Consider the following 17,231-nt stretch of genomic DNA (forward strand, 5'->3'; position numbering starts at 1 on the left):
GGACCACCGAGCAGCCAGCGGCCAGCACCGTGGCGACCGTGGTGATCAGTTGCTGGCGAACCAGCTTTCCGTGCCAGACCAGCTTGGGCAGCGTCTTCGGCAGGATCTGAAACCAGGTCCACATGTGCCAGAGCGCGGCCGCAAACAGCGCGAGATGCAGCACCAGCGACACCGGGCTTGCCAGAAAGCGGCGGAATGCCTCGTACGCCTCCGGGCCACGCGCGAGGCAGATCAGCCCGGCGAGCAGGATCGCCGCATAGAGCGCAAGCGCGACGCCGCAGAGCTCGCGGATCGTGTAGGCGCGGTAAGGCGGATGCGCCCACCAGTCGCGCGGCTGAGGCCGCAGATACGGACGTCGTTCGCTCATGTCACGTTCTCCGTGCGCAGGCGGCTCAGGAAGAAGTCGAGCGCACTCTTGCTCTTGTTCTGATTGACGGCATTGGCGGGATCGACCTGCTTGGGGCAGACCTCGGAGCACAGGCCGACGGCGGTGCAGGACCATACACCATCCTCGCCACGGATCTGATCGAGCCGCGCCTGCTGGCCGCCGTCACGCGAATCGCCGTTGTAGCGCTGCAGCAGCGCCATCGCGCCCGGGCCGATGAAATCGGGATTGGCGCCGAACTGCGGACAGGCGGCGTAGCACAGCATGCAGTTGATGCAGTCGGCGAAGGAGGCGTATTCCTGCATCTCGGCCGGCGTCTGCAGATAGGTGCCCTGCTCTACCGTCTTCGGCTGCCTTGGCATGATGTAGGGATAGATGCTCTCGATCTTCTTGACGAAGTCGCCCACGGTGACGATGAGGTCGCGCTCGATCGGAAAATTCTGCAGCGGCTCCAGCGTGACCGGGCCGGGCGCAAGCTCGCGCAGGAAGGTGTTGCAGGCAAGCATCGGCGCGCCGTTGACCATCATGCCGCAGCTGCCGCACACCGCCATCCGGCATGACCAGCGGAAGGCAAGGCTGCCGTCGAGCTCCGCCTTGATCTGCTGCAGCCCTTGCAGCACCGACATGTCATCGGTGTAGTGCACCTGGAAGGATTGGAAGGAGGGCTCGGCATCCTTGGATGGACAATAGCGCAGCACGCGCAGCTCGATCGTCTTGTCAGATCTGGTCTCAGGCATGGGTCGTCTCTTTGCGGGCGGCTTCGAGTTGTTCGCCGAGCGCGCCGTAGGCGCGCTGTCCGGGGGGCGAACGCGTGATCTTGACGGGCATCGTGCTGATGCGCGGCGCAGCGTCGTCCTGGTAGTGAGCCAGGCTGTGGCTGAGGAAGTTCACATCGTCGCGCGCCTCGAAGCCGTCGAGCCGCTGATGCGCGCCTCGCGACTCCTTGCGCGCAAGCGCCGCATGCGCCATCGCTTCGGCGACCTCGAGCTGGAAGCCGAGCTCGATGGCCGAGATCCAGTCGGTGTTCCAGGCCCGCGAGCGATCTTCCAGCGTGAGCGCCTGATAGCGCTGCTTCAACGTGGCCAGCGTGTTGCAGGTCTCCAGCATCTCGTCGCCCAGGCGATAGATGCCGCAGCCCTTCTCCATGCTGACCGCCATCTCGACCCGCAGCGCGGCGTGGCGCTCGCCGCCGCCGTGGCTCTGTAGCAGCGCGAGCGCCTTGGCTTCGGCCGCCTTGGCCGGATCACCGGCCTTGGCCGCGGGCGCCTGGCGCGCGAAGGCGGCCGCCTGCTCGCCGGCGACGCGACCGAACACGGTCAGCTCGGCCAGCGAATTCGATCCCAGCCGGTTGGCACCATGAATGCCGACGCTGGAACATTCGCCGGCGGCGAACAGGCCGGGCAGCGGCGAGGCGGTGTTGATGTCGACCAGAATGCCACCCATCGTGTAGTGCACGGCGGGACGCACCGGGATCGGCGTGGTCGCAGCGTCGATGCCGGCGAAGTGCTGCGCCAACTCGCAGATCAGCGGCAGACGCTCCTGCAATTTCGCGCGGCCGAGATGGCGCAGGTCGAGCAGCACCGCCTCGCCCTGCGGCGTGGTGACAGTGCGGCCCTTGCGCTCCTCATGCCAGAACGCCTGGCTCAGCCGGTCGCGTGGACCGAGCTCCATGAACTTGTTGCGCGGCTCCGGCGTCACCGGGCCGAGGCCGTAATCCTGCAGGTAGCGGTAGTTGTCCTTGTTGACGAGCAGCGCGCCCTCGCCCCGGCACCCCTCGGTGATCAGGATGCCGGTGCCCGGCAGGCAGGTCGGGTGATATTGAACGAACTCCATGTCACGCAGCGGCACGCCGTGGCGATAAGCCAGCGCCATGCCGTCGCCGGTCACGATGCCGCCATTGGTGTTCTGGCGAAACACGCGGCCGGCACCGCCGGTGGCGATCACCACGGCCCGCGCCGTGATCGCCGTGAACTCGCCGCTCGCCATCGACAGCACCACGGCGCCCTGAACACGGCCGTCGTCCACGATCAGGTCGACGCAGAAAAATTCGTCGAAGCGCCGGATCTGCGGATACTTGGTCGAAGTCTGAAACAGGGTGTGCAGGATGTGGAAGCCGCTTCGGTCGGCCGCGAACCAGGTGCGCTCGATCTTCATGCCGCCGAACTTGCGGACGTTGACATGGCCATCCGGCAGCCGGCTCCAGGGACAGCCCCAATGCTCGAGCTGGATCATCTCGCGCGTGCAGTGGCCGACGAAATAGTCGACCACGTCCTGCTCACAGAGCCAGTCGCCGCCTTCGACGGTGTCGTTGAAGTGATTGTCGAGGCTGTCGTTCGGCCTGACCACGCCGGCCGAACCACCTTCGGCCGCCACGGTGTGGCTGCGCATCGGGTAGACCTTCGAGACCAGCGCGATCGTCATCTCCGGCGCAGCCTCTGCGGCGGCGATCGCCGCCCGCAATCCAGCGCCGCCGGCACCAAGGATCAGGATATCGGCGTCAAAATGCTCCATCGTCTTTCCTTCTCAGCTCAGAAACATCAGGCTCGGCACGCCGACCAGCAGGAAGACCGCCAGGAAATAGGCGCCGAAGATCGCGCCGAGCCGCCAGTAGTCGCGTCCCGGAAGAAAGCCACTGCCGGCATAGACCGGGCTCGGACCGGTGCCGTAGGGTGTGATGATGCCCATGATCCCGAGGCTGAGCGCGAGCGCCAGCGCCGAGGTGGTGATCGACAGGCCGGGGATCTTGGTTGCCACGGTCAGCATCAGCGGCAGCAGCGCAGTGGTGTGCGCGGTCGTCGACGCGAACAGATAATGCAGGAGGAAGAAGAGGAGGATCAGCCCCACCAATCCCGCGATCGGCGACATCGTTGCCAGCATCGGACCGACCAGGCCAGCCAGCCATGCGACGAAGCCGGTCTGCGCGAGCCCGCTCGCCAGCGGCACCAAGGTGCCGAACCAGATCAGCGTGTTGAAGGCCGGCTTGTCGTCCAGCACGTCGCTCCAGGTGACGCAGCCGGTGACGACGAGCAGGCTGACCACGAGCAATGCGACGGTCGTGGGATCGAGCACGGCGGTGCCGAATATCCACAGTCCCAGCGCCAGCAGCACCAGGACCAGAAGCGTGATCTCGTGCCCGGACAACTTGCCCATTGCCGTCAGCTCCTGGCGCGCCCATTCCGGCACCTGGGGGCTTTCCTTCAATTCCGGCGGGTACAGGACATAGGCAAGCAGCGGCGTGGTCAGCAGCAGCACGAGGCCCACCGGGAGAAAGGCCAAGAACCACTGCATCCAGCCAAGCTCGACATGCACGGTCTTGCGCACGAGTTCGATCGCGAGCACGTTGGGCGCGAGCGCCGTCAAGAACATCGATGACGTCACGCAGGTCGAGGCGATCGCGGTCCACATCAGGTAGCCGCCGATCCGGCGCGACGACGGGTCGTTCGGCCGCGACTGATAGAAGCCCGGGATGTTCTTTATGATCGGAAAGATCGTGCCGCCGCTGCGGGCAGTGTTCGACGGCATGAATGGCGCGAGGATGAGATCGGCGAGCATCACGGCGTAGCCCAGCGTCAACGTCCGTCCGCCGAGCCGGGACAGCAAGAGCAGCGAGAGACGCTTGCCGAGTCCCGTCTTCTCGTAACCGAGCGAGAACACGAAGGCGGCGAAGATCAGCCAGACCGTCGCATTGGAGAAGCCGGACAGAGCCCAGTTGATGGCAGCGCTGGTCGGGTTCGTCGATGCGAGCTGCGCGGGAGAAAAGAGAATGTAGCGCCCAAGCACGGCCCCGATCGTGACGCCGAGAAAGCCGACGGCAGCCGCGGGGATGGGCTCCGTGATCAAGCCGATGATGACGGTGACGAACAGCGCGAGGTACCACCAGCTGTATTGCGCGAGGCCGGCGGGTGGCGGCAGCAACGCCATCGCGACGCCGACCGCCAGCGGAATTGCGGCGGCTGCGATACGTCGATTGAAGTGAGGAAACAGACCTGCGCCGTCTTGGCGCGATTGCTCGAACAAAAAGGCAGCCGAGTGGAAGTTCATCCTACGTCCCGTTCTCGCGTGAGGCATTGCGGACAGGCACAAATCTGCACGGCAATGACGGGCGCCGCTTGACTTGCCTCAAGACGGAGGAGGCCATCGCAAAATGTCACACGGCTGTGATGCTTGCGCAGTTTTCAGAACGTAGTTGCCGCTTGTTGTTGTGAGCACCTCACGTGAGTTGCACAGGGATATGTCGCAACGACATGGGCGTGCACGGCGCTCGCAATTTGCGCATTTTTTGCGCACATGGAAAAACTTGCAGTCCCGGTGTTTATACTACCTTAGGTTTTTCACGGGCATTCTGGCGCCCGAACAAGAGGACGGCTTGTTCGTTCACACAGGAATTGGCGGGAAGCTCATGAAGTCACTGCTTTTGCGGTTCTTGCGCGATGAATCCGGCGCAACCGCGATCGAATATGGCTTGATCGCGTGCGGGATCGCGCTCGCGCTGATCGCGATCATGAACAAGCTTGGCCTGACGTTGGTCGGCATCTTCACGTCGCTGACCAACCTGCTCGGCCCCAGTTGATCGATTAAATTATCTGCAAATCCGTTTCAGGACCTGGCAATGTCGTGTTCGGACAGGCCGGGGCATATGCGCCGGCCTGCCCGCGACGCATCAATGCGCCATGCTGCGCCCGGCCTCTTCGCAGGCGCTCATGCAACGACGGCAGGCATCGGCGCAGATCCGGCAATGCTCGTGCATCTGCGCGTGCTTGTCGCATTCCTCGGCGCAGAGGCGGCAGGCCGCAGCGCAGGTGTCCAGCATGCGGCGGATCACCTCCTGGTCCGACCCGGTGCGCCGCGTCGCGATCCGTCCCGTGATGTTGCAGATGTCGGCGCAATCGAGATCGAGCCGGATGCACTGCGTCAGCGACTTCACCATGTCCTCGGCAAGGCAGGCGTCGGCGCAGGAAGTGCAGGTCTGGGCGCAGGAATAGCACTCTTCGATGCAGCGGATCAGCGCGTCATTGGTCTGGCCGCGGACATGCGGATGGCTGGAGATCATCTCTTGAGCGTGCATAGGGAACTCCCATCAGCTAGGCCCCCGCCGCTTCAATGATTGCCGACGCCAAAGGTTCGACTTGATTCGCAGGTGTGCAACGATACGACGCTCGCCCGCCTATGGCTATTGGCGATACTGCGCGGGCGGCTGCGGGTTGTTCGCAGGATTGGTGTCGTATTTCGTCAGCTGCTTGATCAGGCCTGCGGCGACCAGCGGCTGCAGATCCGCCTCCAGCGCATCTGCGAGACGACCGGCATAGACCTCGTTGCCGTCGACATAGAGCGTGAAAGACTTGAGGTACTTCGTTCGCTTGTCGGGATTTTCGATCGTCGCCTTGGTCCAGGCATAGAGCGGATAATTCGCGACGCCCTGCTGTTCGGCCTCGGCCACGTAGTCGGCGAAGGCATCGAACTGGCATTTCAACACCGCGTGATGCGCGGCGAGGATGTCCATGAGCGGCTTGATCGCCGAGTCATGCGGGTCGCGGCGCGCGATGTCCGCGAGCGCGTCGTCGAGATCGATCCGGATCTGGTAGTCCCATGCCCCGTCCATGCCTGGTCTCCTCTATTGCTGGCGCCCCCTGTCGACAGCTAAGGGCATTGCGGTGTCATCGATATGGCAGGTAGATTGCCATCGTAACGGCCGCGCGAGCTGGTGGTGGAGCGCTCAGCTTCGTCGCAAGATATAACAACAGAGGCCGGATAGTGGAGGAACCATGCTGATTCCCTTGGCGGATGTGCCGCGCTGGTATGCCGAGCGCAAGCCGAAGGATACGATAGCGATCCGGCACGGCACTGAGGCGCTGACCTGGGAGCAGCTCGAGCGCCGCGCCAACGCTCGCGCCCGCGCGTTCATGGCCAAGGGCGTCAGGCCCGGCGACTTCGTCGCGATCGGTCTGCCCAACGGAAACGCGTTCTTCGAGACCAGCTTTGCGGTGTGGAAGTGCGGCGCAACGCCGACCTCGCTGTCCTGGCGGCTGCCGCGCGGCGAGGCCGCCGCCGTGCTCGAGATCCTGCAACCCTCGCTCGTGGTCGGCGGCGAAGCCGACTGGAATGCGCCGAATTCGCTGCCCGCGACTTTCGTGCCCGAAGGCTTCTCCGAGGAGCAGCTGACCGCGCCGGTCGCACGCTATTGGAAGGCGATGACCTCGGGCGGATCGACCGGCCGGCCCAAGGTGATCCTCGACCATCAGCCGGCGGTGACCGACACCGCGGCCGAGCCACCGCTCGGGATCCCGAAAGACGTCTCGCTGCTCAATCCGGGTCCGCTCTATCACAACGCGCCGTTCATCGTGTCACACTACGGGCTGTTCGCCGGCGGCCGGCTCACGGGCATGGTGAAGTTCGATGCGGAGGAAAGCTTGCGCCTGATCCAGGCCGAGCGCATCCAATGGGTCAATTTCGTGCCGACCATGATGCACCGGATCTGGGCGCTGCCGGAGTCAGTGCGTAACTCGTATGACGTCTCCAGCCTCAAGATCGTGTTCCACATGGCCGCGCCGATGCCGCCCTGGCTGAAGGAGAAATGGATCGAGTGGGTCGGTCCGGAGAAGATCTACGAGCTCTATGGCGGCACCGAACGCCAAGGCCGCACCGTGATCTCCGGCACCGAATGGCTGAAGCACAGAGGTTCGGTCGGCAAAATCGACGACTCCTGCAAGCTGCGCATCATCGGGCCTGACGGCAAGGACGTCGCGCCTGGCGAGAGCGGCGAAATCTACTTCCTTCCCGATGACGGGCCCGGCTGCACCTATCATTATCTCGGGGCCGAGCCGAAGCGGCGGCCGGACGGCTGGGAGTCGCTCGGCGACATCGGGCGGCTCGACGAGGAGGGTTATCTCTATCTCGGCGACCGGCTGGCCGACATGGTGCTGCGCGGCGGCGCCAACATCTATCCGGCCGAGGTCGAGGCGGCGCTGATGGCGCATCCGGACATCCGCTCCTGTGTCGTGGTCGGCCTGCCCGATCCCGAGCTCGGCCAGCGCGTGCATGCAATCGTTGAACTCGACGAGCGTGCGGATGCACAGGCGATCGTCGACGGCATGAGCGGCTTCCTCGCCGACCGGCTCAGCCGCTACAAGCATCCGGAAAGCTACGAGATCGTGAACATGATGCTGCGTGACGATTCCGGCAAGGTCCGCCGCACCCTGCTGCGCGACGAGCGCGCCACCTGGCTGAAGGAGGGCTGCGACTTCCGCATCATGCCAGCGCGCGCAGGGGCGGAGGCCGGGTAGAGCATGATCCGGAAAAGTGCGAAGCGGTTTTCCCTCGCGACAAACGCGGAACGCGTTTGCGCGGAGATCATGCTCAATCAAAAAAACAGGAGCGCGATGGCGATTCGACCCAATGCCATTGCGCTCTAGGCTCCTCAGCCGACGCGCAATTCACCCACGGCGGCGCCCGGCGTCAGCGGGGTGTCGGAGACGATCACCGCGCCACCCACGCGCCGCGCGATCGTCAGCTTGCGATCGTGAAAGGCTTCGAGCTCCGGCCGGTGACCGACGCTGACGATGGTGGCGTCCGGCAGCTCACGCGCGATCGCGTCCATCAGCTCGGCCTGGCCTTCGACATGCAGTGCGGACGTGGCCTCGTCGAGCGCGATGAGATCGGGCCGCTGCAGCAGGAGCCGCGCGATCGCGAGCCGCTGCTTCTCGCCTTCGGACAGGATCTTGTCCCAGGCCGCGACCTCGTCAAGCTTGGGCAGGAATGGGCCGAGGCCAACTGTGGCGAGCGCGCAAGCGACCTGCTCGCTGGCCACGTCGCGAGCCCCGAACGGATAGCTGACGGCATCGCGCAGGCTGCCCGAGGGGACATAGGGCCGTTGTGGGATCACCAGGACGCGCTGGTCCGCAGCAGTCACGATTCGGCCCCGTCCCCAAGGCCAGCAGCCGGCGATGGCACGCACCAGCGAGCTCTTGCCGGTCCCGGACTCCCCGGTGATGAGCACCCGCTCGCCACGCCGAATCGCCGCACTGGCGCGGCGCAGGATCGGCCGTCCGTCATGGAGTGATACGCGCAGATCGTGCAGGCGGAGCGCCGCGTCCCCCTCCTGCTGCCGCGCAATGCCTGCTGTTTGCTCGTCGGCCTCTGCGACATCGAGCGCCAGCATCAACACGCCGACGCGGCGTGCGGACGCGGTCCAGTCTGCAAGCCGCGTGTAGTTCTCCATGAACCAGCTGAGCGCGCCCTGCACGATGGTGAAGGCGGACGCCACTTGCATGATCGCGCCCAGGCTCATCGAACCATCGAAATAGCGCGGCGTGCACAAGAGGACCGGCACCACGCCGCAGAGCTGCGCGCTGCCCTGGGAGACGACCACCGCGCGCATGTGCTGCACCATCAGATTGCGCCAGCGCGCGACGACATGGCTGAAATTCTCGCTCAATCGGTTATCTTCCGCCGGCGCGCCACCGAGCAGCGCGATGCTCTCGGCATTCTCGCGCACGCGGGTCAGCGCGTAGCGGTACTCGGCTTCGGCCTGGTTCTTCTGCTCGGTGAGCGGAATGAAGCGAAAGGCGATCGCCAGCATCGCGCCGTTGGCGATCAGCGCATAGACGACCGCGGCGATGACCAAATAACCTGGAATGGTGAACGCACGGCCGCCCGCCTCGAAGCTTAAGGCACCCCCGACATGCCACAGCACCGCGATGAAGGTCGCCGCCGACAGCAGCGAGGTGACGAAGCCGGTGACGAAATCGACCGGCATCTCGGTCGCGATCCGTAAGTCGTCGTTGATGCGATGCTCTGGGTTCTTGTGATCGCCGCCGACAAGCTCGAGTTTGTAGAAGCGGTTCATCGCAAGCCATCGCCGTACCAGATCGGCATTGAGCCGCGCACGCCAGCTCCGCTGCATCGTCATCCGAGCCCACATCGCAAAGACGCAGAGCGCGAGATAGAGCCCGACCAGGAGCGGAAACAACACCGCCTGATGGAGTGCGACAGCGCCGTTTCTGGCTTCGAGCGCGTCGTAGAAATGCCGGTTCCACAGATTGAGGCTGTAGGTGATGCCGAGGCTGACGAACACGACGGCGATGAGGCTCACGGTCACGAGCCAAGCCTGACCTGCGGTGCTGCCGCTCCAATAGCTGGCTCCGCTACGCAGGAAGCGCTGGAGGCGGGATGGGGCGGCCTTCGCGGCAGACCTGCTCGACGATCCCAGGCTGATCCGGCTCATCACCCGCCCCCCTCGCTTTCCCGACGCAAGCAGAATGAAACGTCCCGGCGGCAGCGAAGTTCCCTATTCCAGGCTTCGCGGCGCCAGGATCGCGGACGGATCGACATCATTGTCGATCAGCCCGCGGTGCTGGCGCCGCACCAGCGAGGCATAATAGCCGTTCTGGCGCATCAACTCGGTGTGGCGCCCGCTCTCGATGATACGTCCTTCCTTCAGCACGATGATGCGGTCGGCATTGACCACGGTCGAGAGCCGGTGCGCGATCACGAAGGTGGTGCGTGCCGCGACGAGCTGCTCGATCGCGGTCTGCACGGCCTCCTCCGATTCCGCGTCCAGCGCCGAGGTCGCCTCGTCCAGCACCAGGATCGGCGGGTTCTTCAGCAGCGCGCGGGCAATGGTGATGCGCTGCCGCTCACCGACCGACAGCAGCGCGCCGCGCTCGCCGACCATGGCGTCGTAGCCGTCCGGCAGCCGCATGACGAAGTCATGCGCATAGGCCGCCTTCGCCGCCGCCTGGATCTCCTCGTCGGTTGCCTCAGGCCGGCCATAGGCGATGTTGGCCTTGATGCTGTCGTTGAACAGCAGCGGGTCCTGCAGCACCACGCCGATATGCCGGCGCAAGGAGCTCTGTTTGATCTCGCGCAGGTCACGTCCATCGATCGTGATCCGGCCCTCCACCGGATCGTAGAAGCGCATCAGCAGCGCCATCAGCGTGGTCTTGCCGGAGCCGCTGGGTCCGACGATGGCGATGGTCTCGCCGGGCACGGCCTGCAGGGTGACACCATCGAGCAGCGGACGCTGCGGCTGCTCGTAACGGAAATGCACATTCTCGAAACTGACGGCGCCCTTGACGTCGGTGAGTTCGACAGCATCCGGACTGTCGCCGAGATGCTCCTGCACATTGAGGATGCCGAAGATCTCGTCGAGCGAGACCGAGGCCTTGCGCAGGCTGGAATAGACCCCGCTCAAGCCCTGCACCGGGCCGAACAGGCCGCCGATATAGCCGAGAAAGGCGACCACGGTCCCGACCGTGATGTCGCCCTGCACGACGAAGTAAGCACCCAGCGCAAGCCCGCCGAGCCGCGCCAACGCCACCACCAGATTGCTGGCCGATGCGTAGCCGGCGTCGACGGCAACGCCATGGATGACGACCTTGTTCGCCGCATCGACGTCGCGCAGGAAGCGCGCCTTCTCGGCGTCCTCCATGGCGAAGCTGCGCACGATCACGATGCCGGACAGCACCTCGTTGAAGCGCGAATAGATCTTGGCCCAGCGGTCGAGCAGCGTGCGCTCGCGCTGCATCTGTTCGGGGCCGGCGCGGGCCGCGATCAGCGCCGGCACCGGTGCGAACATGAGCACGAGCAGCGCGAGCCGCCATTCCAGCCGCAGCATGATCACCACCGCGATCAGGAGAAAGATCACGGAAGGCATGATGCTGAACAGGATCGCGGTCACCGCGCTGGTGAACCCCTGGATGCTGCGATCGAGCCGGGTCATGATGGCGCCGATACCTTCGCTGCGCTGGATGCGCAGCGGCATCCGGTGCAGCTTGCCGATGGTTGCCTCCAGCAGCGCATATTGCAGGCCGATGCGGGTGCGCCAGGTCAGCCAGTTGGCGAAGCCATCCATCATCTCCCGGGTCACCGCAAAGCCGAGCAGCAGCAGGATGCCGGCCAGAATGGCACCCGCATGTTCCGGCCCAGTGAGCTGGTCGAACACGCCCTTGAGCACCAGGGGCTCGAACGCGTTGATACCGGCCACCGCCAGCACCAGCATGACGATCAGCAGGATCGCATGTCGCTGCGGCAGCGCGAAGCGCACCGCGGCATGCAGCCGCCGCAGCCGCGCCAGCGTCTTGCCTGCGGCCTCGGAGTTGGAGCTAAAGGCTGATGCCTCGGCCATGGCTGGCACCTCGTATGCTTCCGGGTGATCATTCAGCGCGCACGCGCCGTCGCGCCGCGCTCATGATCGCCTCCCCACTCCGCACCGTGGATCCTTGGAGCCAACGGAAGGCCCAAATCTCTCGATTGGGTCTCTCGATTGCGTCTCTCCACTGCGCTCCCCACTTCCGACAATCGCAAGTGAAAATGCCGGTTCCGGAGGATATGATTGCAACCGGCAGCCGATCGCGGGCCTCGCGCGATCGCGGCCTGCGCCTGCCAGTCCATTGGATGGCGACGGTTGAGGATTTCGATGGAGCTTTGACCAAACAAAGGCGTTCCCTGCTCGGCCGCAGATGGCCAGGCAGCAGCGTATCCGACCATCATCAGCAGGGTGCAGCGACAGCAGAGAGCTGGAACCGCTGCAGCCAAAGGTGTTAAGCTGGCTCTTGCCGCGGCCTTCGCAATCGCCAAACAGAGACTTGATCGGCGCAAGATGCACGCCGATGGAGCGGGAGACTCAAGAATGCCCTCTTTGACCGAATGGAAGGTGCCGTTCGCGTTCCAGCCTCGTGCGGGCGATTACAATTTCGATCTCGACCGCGTGCTGGCCTCGGTCGTCGGCCTGCATGCCATCATCCCGCCCGACGCGTTCAGCGCCGAGACGCTCGGCACCGAGCGGGCCGGCAATGCCGTGGTGATCGATGACGGGCTGGTGCTGACCATCGGTTACCTGATTACCGAGGCCGAGAGCGTCTGGCTGCATCTCAATGATGGCCGCGTCATCGAAGGCCATGTCCTCGGCTTCGACTTCACCACCGGCTTCGGACTGGTGCAGGCGCTCGGCCGGCTCGATCTCGATCCGCTGCCATTCGGTTCTTCAGCAGCGACCCGGATCGGCGAGCAGGTCGTGCTTGGCGGCGCAGGCGGCCGCACCCGCTCGGTGGCCAGCCAGATCATCGCCAAGCAGGAATTCGCCGGCTATTGGGAATATCTCCTGGACGAAGCCATCTTCACCCATCCGGCGCATCCCAATTGGGGTGGCACCGGGCTGATCTCCGCGAAGGGCGAATTGATCGGCATCGGCTCGCTGCAACTCGAGCGTGAACGCGACAGCAGGTCCGAGCATGTCAACATGATCGTGCCGATCGACCTGCTCAAGCCTGTCCTCGACGATCTGCGCCGCTTCGGCCGCGTCAACAAGCCGGCGCGTCCCTGGCTCGGCATGTATTCCACCGAGATCGATGGCCGCGTGGTCATCATCGGGGTCTCTACCAATGGTCCGGCCGCGCGCGCCGAGCTGAAGGCCGGCGACGTGATCCTCGGCATCAACGGCGACAAGATCACCGGGCAGAGCGAGTTCTACCGCAAGCTCTGGGCGCTCGGCAGCGCCGGCGTCGACGTGCCGCTGACGGTGCATCATGAGGGCGTGACCTTTGACGTCACGGTCACCTCGACCGACCGCGCCAAGCTGCTCAAGGGCCCGCGCCTGCACTGAAGCGGAGCGGCAGGCCGGGAGCAGCCGCAGCGTTCAAGCGCCGCGTCGCGCGATCCGACCTTGGTCGTCAGGCGTTGAGGTGCCAAGTGCCGGCGATGATCTCGTGCAATTGCGCATCTGACGGCATCTGTGAAGCGACGGTCGGATCGAAGCCTGGATGGGCCTGCGCATAGGCCGACATCGCCTGCACCAGCTGCGACACCTTGCTATCGATCTCCAGCCCGCCGGCCTTGATCTCCTGCAGCTGATAGGAGCCGCCCAGGAACCAATCGGCAATCGTCACCTGCTGATGAGTGCCCAGGATGTCGATCTGCAGGTCATTGCCCGATTTCACGAACCACAGGGAATTGGCCGAAGCGGCGTTGCCGAAATCGAGCGTGCCGGTCGGCGTCGATTGCGACGCGGTGCCATTGATGATGAGATCGCTGCCATCGCCGGTCTGGTAGAGGTAGGAGGCGTTGGCCCCACCCACCAGAATGTTGGTGCCGGCACCACCGTCGAGCTTGTCGGCCCCAGCGCCTCCAATCAGCAGATCGTTGTTGCCGGTTCCGAGCAGCGTGTCGTTGCCGGCGCCCGCCACCAGCAGCGCGCCGGCGGACGCAGCGATGGTCACGCCTGGCACGGCGTCCAAAGCAACCGTGGTCGCGGCATCGCTCAGCGCCGCGCTGAGCCAGTCGAGATTGCCGGTTTGCCCGCCCCACAACGTCGTGATCGCGCTATCGATCAGCCCTGCATTCTCGCCATCGGCGGTTGCGATGGCATCGATCAGCGCAGTCTTGCCAATGATATCGACGGCCGTTCCGGTGTCGGCGCGCTGCCACAGCTCCGGCGAGAAATCCGCGACCAGCAGATTCGCCGCCAAGTCGTCGTAGATCACGCCGTGTTCGTGGCCGATGACGCCGGGGGTTGCCCCCGTCACCTCGTCATGGTTCTGCGCCAGCAGCGCGGAATATTCCACCACGATATCGGCGATCGCGGTCTGCACGCCGGCGGCCTTCAGATAGCTCGCGGCCGAGCTCGCGCTGACGGCGTCCGCAAACGCATCACCGCCGTGGAACAGCGCCTGCACCGCGGTGTCGCCATAACCGCTCGCATCGGTCACCGTCGAATAGGCGATCATGTCCTTCATCTTGGCGGAGGGCGAGCCCTCTCCGGTGGCAGCGCTGGCCGCGGGAACGCCGACCGCGGACGCGATCGCATCATCCTGGAGCGGTGCCAGCAGCGCCGCGGCCGCCTTCTTCCAATCGGAAAGGCCGTTGTCGCTCGCCCACTGCATCATGGTCAGCAGCGCGATCGAATGCAGGCTGACCGGATCGAGCCCGAGATTGGTCCCGGAGCCGAGCACGCTGTCGCTTTCCGATGCGATGCCGACCGCCGCATGGGCGATCGCGATCGCGCCGTCGACTGGACCGAGCTGCAGGAGTGCCAGCGGCGCCTCCACGATAGGTGCGGCGTCCCGCACATATTGCAGCACCTCGCCGGAGACGGACACCATGTGGATATCGGAATAGCGCGGGACGGGATTCGAGGTCAGCGCGCCCCAGAAACCGTGCAGCTGATCGTAGCGGACTTCGGCGGCGAACTCGAACGGCATCGCGTCGAACGCATAGGCGGGCTTGTCGTACAGGGCTCCGATATAGCCGGCGAGGCCGCCGCCGAGCGAATGTCCGGTCAGCGAGACGTTCGATGTCGTCGCCCAGGCCTTGTAGTAGGCCTCGGCATCCGGGAATTGCGTCGGCCAGCCGGTGAGGCCGGCGCCACCGAGCCACGCCGGAACGTCGGCCAGGCTGTCCGTTCCGCGAAACGAGATGATCCGGGTTGAGGGATCGCCGACGAGCTGATAGGTCGCGGCCTCGAAATTGTCCGGAGCCGACGTCACGCTCCCCGCAATCAGTTCGTAGCTGCCGATCTGCTCGAAATTGACGACCAGCGCCGGATTGACGCCCCTGTTGTACACGTCCATGGCAAGGACGGCGTTGATCAACGCGGCCGACGGCTGCTGTGTCATGATGTCGATCCCCCCTTGGCGGCAGATTTTCCCCCAAGCATGGACAAATCCCCGTGTGGAGCGCCACGCTGTGCCATCGCTTCTCTAAACAGCTTATCTCGTCTATTCTTTGTCAATCGTCACGGCCGGGCGAGAGGCAGAAGATGCTCCGGCGTGACCTGACGGCCAGCATGGCTACACGCGATGCTGGCAAAGCCTCATCGACCGACCAGGTCGCGCGCACGATCAAGCGTACTTTGTACTCGCTTTGGTGCGGCGGTCGGGGCCGTCTGGTCGCCTGCAGTTCCCAATATAATTGCATCGTCCGGCAAACCATGAGGAGAGCAACATGAGCGAAGCGGTGGTGGACGACATCGTGGCGGTGCTGCCACCTTTGTTGCAGTCGCTCCAAGCGCTCTCCTATGTCGCGCGCTACCTGAACCCACCGGACTTCGATCGCGTCATGGCCGACGTCGGGTCGCCGGATCAGATGCTGCAGGCCGCGCGAGCGCAGCTCACTAATTGGCCGGCGGACTTCGCCCATATCCGGACTGCGTTCGATGCAGCAAGCGACGCGGCGCTCGCCGCATTCGCCGGCTTGCGCGCGGTCCAGCAGGGCCAGGGCGATTTCGTGGCTGTGTTCCGCGCGCTTCGCCACATGCCCCGCGCGCTGGAGGCGCTCTATCCGTTGGCCGGCGCGCTGCCTCCGGTGAGCGACTTCTTCCTGGTCCCCGATGTGCGCGACGATGACGCGCTCACCCAACGCCTTGCTCAACCGCCGGCAGCGAATACCGGCGTGTTCCACGATCACAATGAACGCGGCGAGCGCGGCGGCTTCTCGCTCTACGTCCCCGAATATTACGCGCGCGATCGGACCTGGCCGCTGGTGATGGCGCTCCATGGCGGCCACGGCCATGGGCGCGATTTCCTGTGGAGCTGGGTGCGCGACGCGAGAAGCTTCGGCGCAATCCTGGTCGCGCCGACCGCGACCGGGCGAACCTGGGCCTTGATGGGCGAGGACACCGATACGCCCAATCTTACGCGCATTCTCGAGATCGTCCGCACCCGCTTCAACGTCGATGCCAGCCGCATGCTGCTGACCGGGATGAGCGATGGCGGCACCTTCTGCTATGTCAGCGGGCTGGAACGATCCTCGCCCTTCACCCATCTGGCGCCGGTCGCCGCCACCTTTCACCCGTTGATGGCGGAACTCGCGGATCGCGACCGCCTGCACGGACTGCCGATCCATATCGTGCATGGCCGGCTCGATTGGATGTTCCCAGTCGAGATCGCGCGGCATGCCGACGAAGCGCTCGCTCACGCCGGCGCCGACGTCACGTATCGCGAGATCAACGATCTCAGCCATTGCTATCCGCGGGAGATCAACGGGGAGCTTCTCGGGTGGATCAACAGCAAATGATCCGTCCGTGTCGTCGCCCATATTGCGGATCGGCAACCCAATCGACATAATCTCGTCGGATTATTTCCGCATTGATGAAAGCTCAGCCGAACAGCGGGGGCAACGCTTGAGGCGGCCGTGACGCCGCCGAGGATTGTTCATGCCCGTGCCGTCCGCCCCTGTGTCCCCGCTCTCGCTTGCCCGCTCCCCCACTTCTGTCGTGCTCGTCAACGGGGTGCAGCGCCTCGAAGTCATCCTCAAGCTTACAACAGCCATCCTGGCGCTTGCTGCCGGCGTCTACACCTATCTCGGTGTCCGCGAGCTGTTGAACGGCAGTCCGACCACGGTCTTCTTCGCCGCTGTGATCTATTCGATGGCGGTCTCGGTCGGCATCTACACCTTCTGGGTGTTCATGATGCAGTTCATGCCGCATCTCACCAATAGTATCGGCCGCGGCCTGATGGCCGCATGCATGCTGCTGGGTTCGCTGATGATCGTCGCGATGTCGTCCTGGCTGAATGCATCCGCCCTCGCCGGCGCGGCGGCAATCCAGCAACATCTCGCGATCACCGTGCAAAACTACACACGCGATCTTGACCAGGCCAACACCAATGCGATCGCGGCGCAAGGGCTGCTGCCCGACATCCAGCTTGCCTCATCGCGCTTTGCCAAGCTGGCGGACTCCGAACGCGCGGGATCGCTGACGGGCACCGCCGGCTCGGGGACCGTCGTCCAGCTCTTGAGCCAGATGTCGACCCAGCTCGACGGTCTCGGCCAGCAGGTCCAGGACTCGGCCAAGCGCGTCTCGGCGCTCTACGAGCAGGGCACCAAGAGTCTCGCCAAGATGCGTGAAATGATCTCC

At 64.8% G+C, this 17,231-nt stretch carries 13 protein-coding genes and 1 pseudogene; 5 read left to right on the plus strand and 9 right to left on the minus strand.

The annotated features are described in order from the left end of the window. The 4 genes from BRAS3843_RS08435 to BRAS3843_RS08450 all read right to left on the minus strand — a co-directional run. Positions 1 to 367, minus strand: a 367-nt coding sequence (locus tag BRAS3843_RS08435; protein ID WP_050886389.1) for a fumarate reductase, incomplete at its 3' end; no start/stop codon positions are given. Continuing rightward, positions 364 to 1,122 (minus strand): succinate dehydrogenase/fumarate reductase iron-sulfur subunit, encoded by a 759-nt coding sequence (locus BRAS3843_RS08440; RefSeq protein WP_008968407.1) that lies wholly within the window; start codon positions 1,120 to 1,122, stop codon positions 364 to 366. The genes BRAS3843_RS08440 and BRAS3843_RS08435, both read right to left, overlap by 4 nt. Then, positions 1,115 to 2,896: a fumarate reductase (quinol) flavoprotein subunit gene (frdA, locus tag BRAS3843_RS08445; RefSeq protein ID WP_008968408.1), complete on the minus strand. Its 1,782-nt coding sequence runs from the start codon at positions 2,894 to 2,896 to the stop codon at positions 1,115 to 1,117. Before frdA ends, BRAS3843_RS08440 begins: the two co-directional genes overlap by 8 nt. A 12-nt stretch (positions 2,897 to 2,908) precedes the next feature. Further along, positions 2,909 to 4,426 carry a DASS family sodium-coupled anion symporter gene (locus BRAS3843_RS08450; RefSeq protein WP_008968409.1) on the minus strand — a complete coding sequence of 506 codons (1,518 nt, stop codon included), beginning with the start codon at positions 4,424 to 4,426 and terminating at the stop codon, positions 2,909 to 2,911. Positions 4,427 to 4,784: 358 nt separating this feature from the next. Here BRAS3843_RS08450 and BRAS3843_RS08455 point away from each other — a divergent pair, with 358 nt between their 5' ends. Then, positions 4,785 to 4,955, plus strand: a complete 171-nt coding sequence (locus BRAS3843_RS08455; RefSeq protein ID WP_035981150.1) for a Flp family type IVb pilin — start codon at positions 4,785 to 4,787, stop codon at positions 4,953 to 4,955. 90 nt (positions 4,956 to 5,045) lie between these two features. On the opposite strand, the gene BRAS3843_RS08460 is transcribed toward BRAS3843_RS08455, so the two are convergent. Continuing rightward, entirely contained in the window at positions 5,046 to 5,450 is a 405-nt protein-coding gene (locus tag BRAS3843_RS08460; protein WP_008968411.1) for a four-helix bundle copper-binding protein, read from the minus strand. Positions 5,451 to 5,555: 105 nt separating this feature from the next. Continuing rightward, entirely contained in the window at positions 5,556 to 5,984 is a 429-nt protein-coding gene (locus BRAS3843_RS08465; protein WP_008968412.1) for a hypothetical protein, read from the minus strand. Between the two features lie 163 nt (positions 5,985 to 6,147). On the opposite strand from BRAS3843_RS08465, the gene BRAS3843_RS08470 reads away from it, so the two are divergent. After that, a complete protein-coding gene (locus BRAS3843_RS08470) occupies positions 6,148 to 7,665 on the plus strand; it encodes an AMP-binding protein (protein ID WP_008968413.1) in 1,518 nt (505 codons plus the stop codon). 134 nt (positions 7,666 to 7,799) lie between these two features. Here the strand turns inward: BRAS3843_RS08470 and BRAS3843_RS08475 are convergent, their stop codons facing one another. Both BRAS3843_RS08475 and BRAS3843_RS08480 read right to left on the minus strand, forming a co-directional pair. Further along, on the minus strand, positions 7,800 to 9,605 hold the full coding sequence (locus BRAS3843_RS08475) for an ABC transporter ATP-binding protein/permease (RefSeq protein WP_008968414.1): 1,806 nt from the start codon (positions 9,603 to 9,605) through the stop codon (positions 7,800 to 7,802). 63 nt (positions 9,606 to 9,668) lie between these two features. After that, positions 9,669 to 11,507, minus strand: a complete 1,839-nt coding sequence (locus BRAS3843_RS08480) for an ABC transporter ATP-binding protein (protein WP_008968415.1) — start codon at positions 11,505 to 11,507, stop codon at positions 9,669 to 9,671. A 504-nt stretch (positions 11,508 to 12,011) separates the two neighbouring features. Between BRAS3843_RS08480 and BRAS3843_RS08485 the strand changes: the two genes are divergently transcribed. After that, positions 12,012 to 12,983, plus strand: coding sequence for a S1C family serine protease (locus tag BRAS3843_RS08485; protein WP_008968416.1), 972 nt, complete (start codon positions 12,012 to 12,014; stop codon positions 12,981 to 12,983). A 67-nt stretch (positions 12,984 to 13,050) separates the two neighbouring features. Here BRAS3843_RS08485 and BRAS3843_RS08490 read toward each other — a convergent pair whose 3' ends face one another. Then, positions 13,051 to 14,991 (minus strand): calcium-binding protein, encoded by a 1,941-nt coding sequence (locus BRAS3843_RS08490; protein WP_008968417.1) that lies wholly within the window; start codon positions 14,989 to 14,991, stop codon positions 13,051 to 13,053. A 328-nt stretch (positions 14,992 to 15,319) separates the two neighbouring features. On the opposite strand from BRAS3843_RS08490, the gene BRAS3843_RS08495 reads away from it, so the two are divergent. Together BRAS3843_RS08495 and BRAS3843_RS08500 are read left to right on the plus strand one after the other, a co-directional pair. Beyond that, entirely contained in the window at positions 15,320 to 16,390 is a 1,071-nt protein-coding gene (locus BRAS3843_RS08495) for a phospholipase (RefSeq protein ID WP_008968418.1), read from the plus strand. Between the two features lie 139 nt (positions 16,391 to 16,529). Then, positions 16,530 to 17,231 (plus strand): annotated as a pseudogene (locus BRAS3843_RS08500) (hypothetical protein); the annotation flags it as partial.

This window comes from Bradyrhizobium sp. STM 3843 (assembly GCF_000239815.1).
Classification (GTDB): Bacteria; Pseudomonadota; Alphaproteobacteria; order Rhizobiales; family Xanthobacteraceae; genus Bradyrhizobium.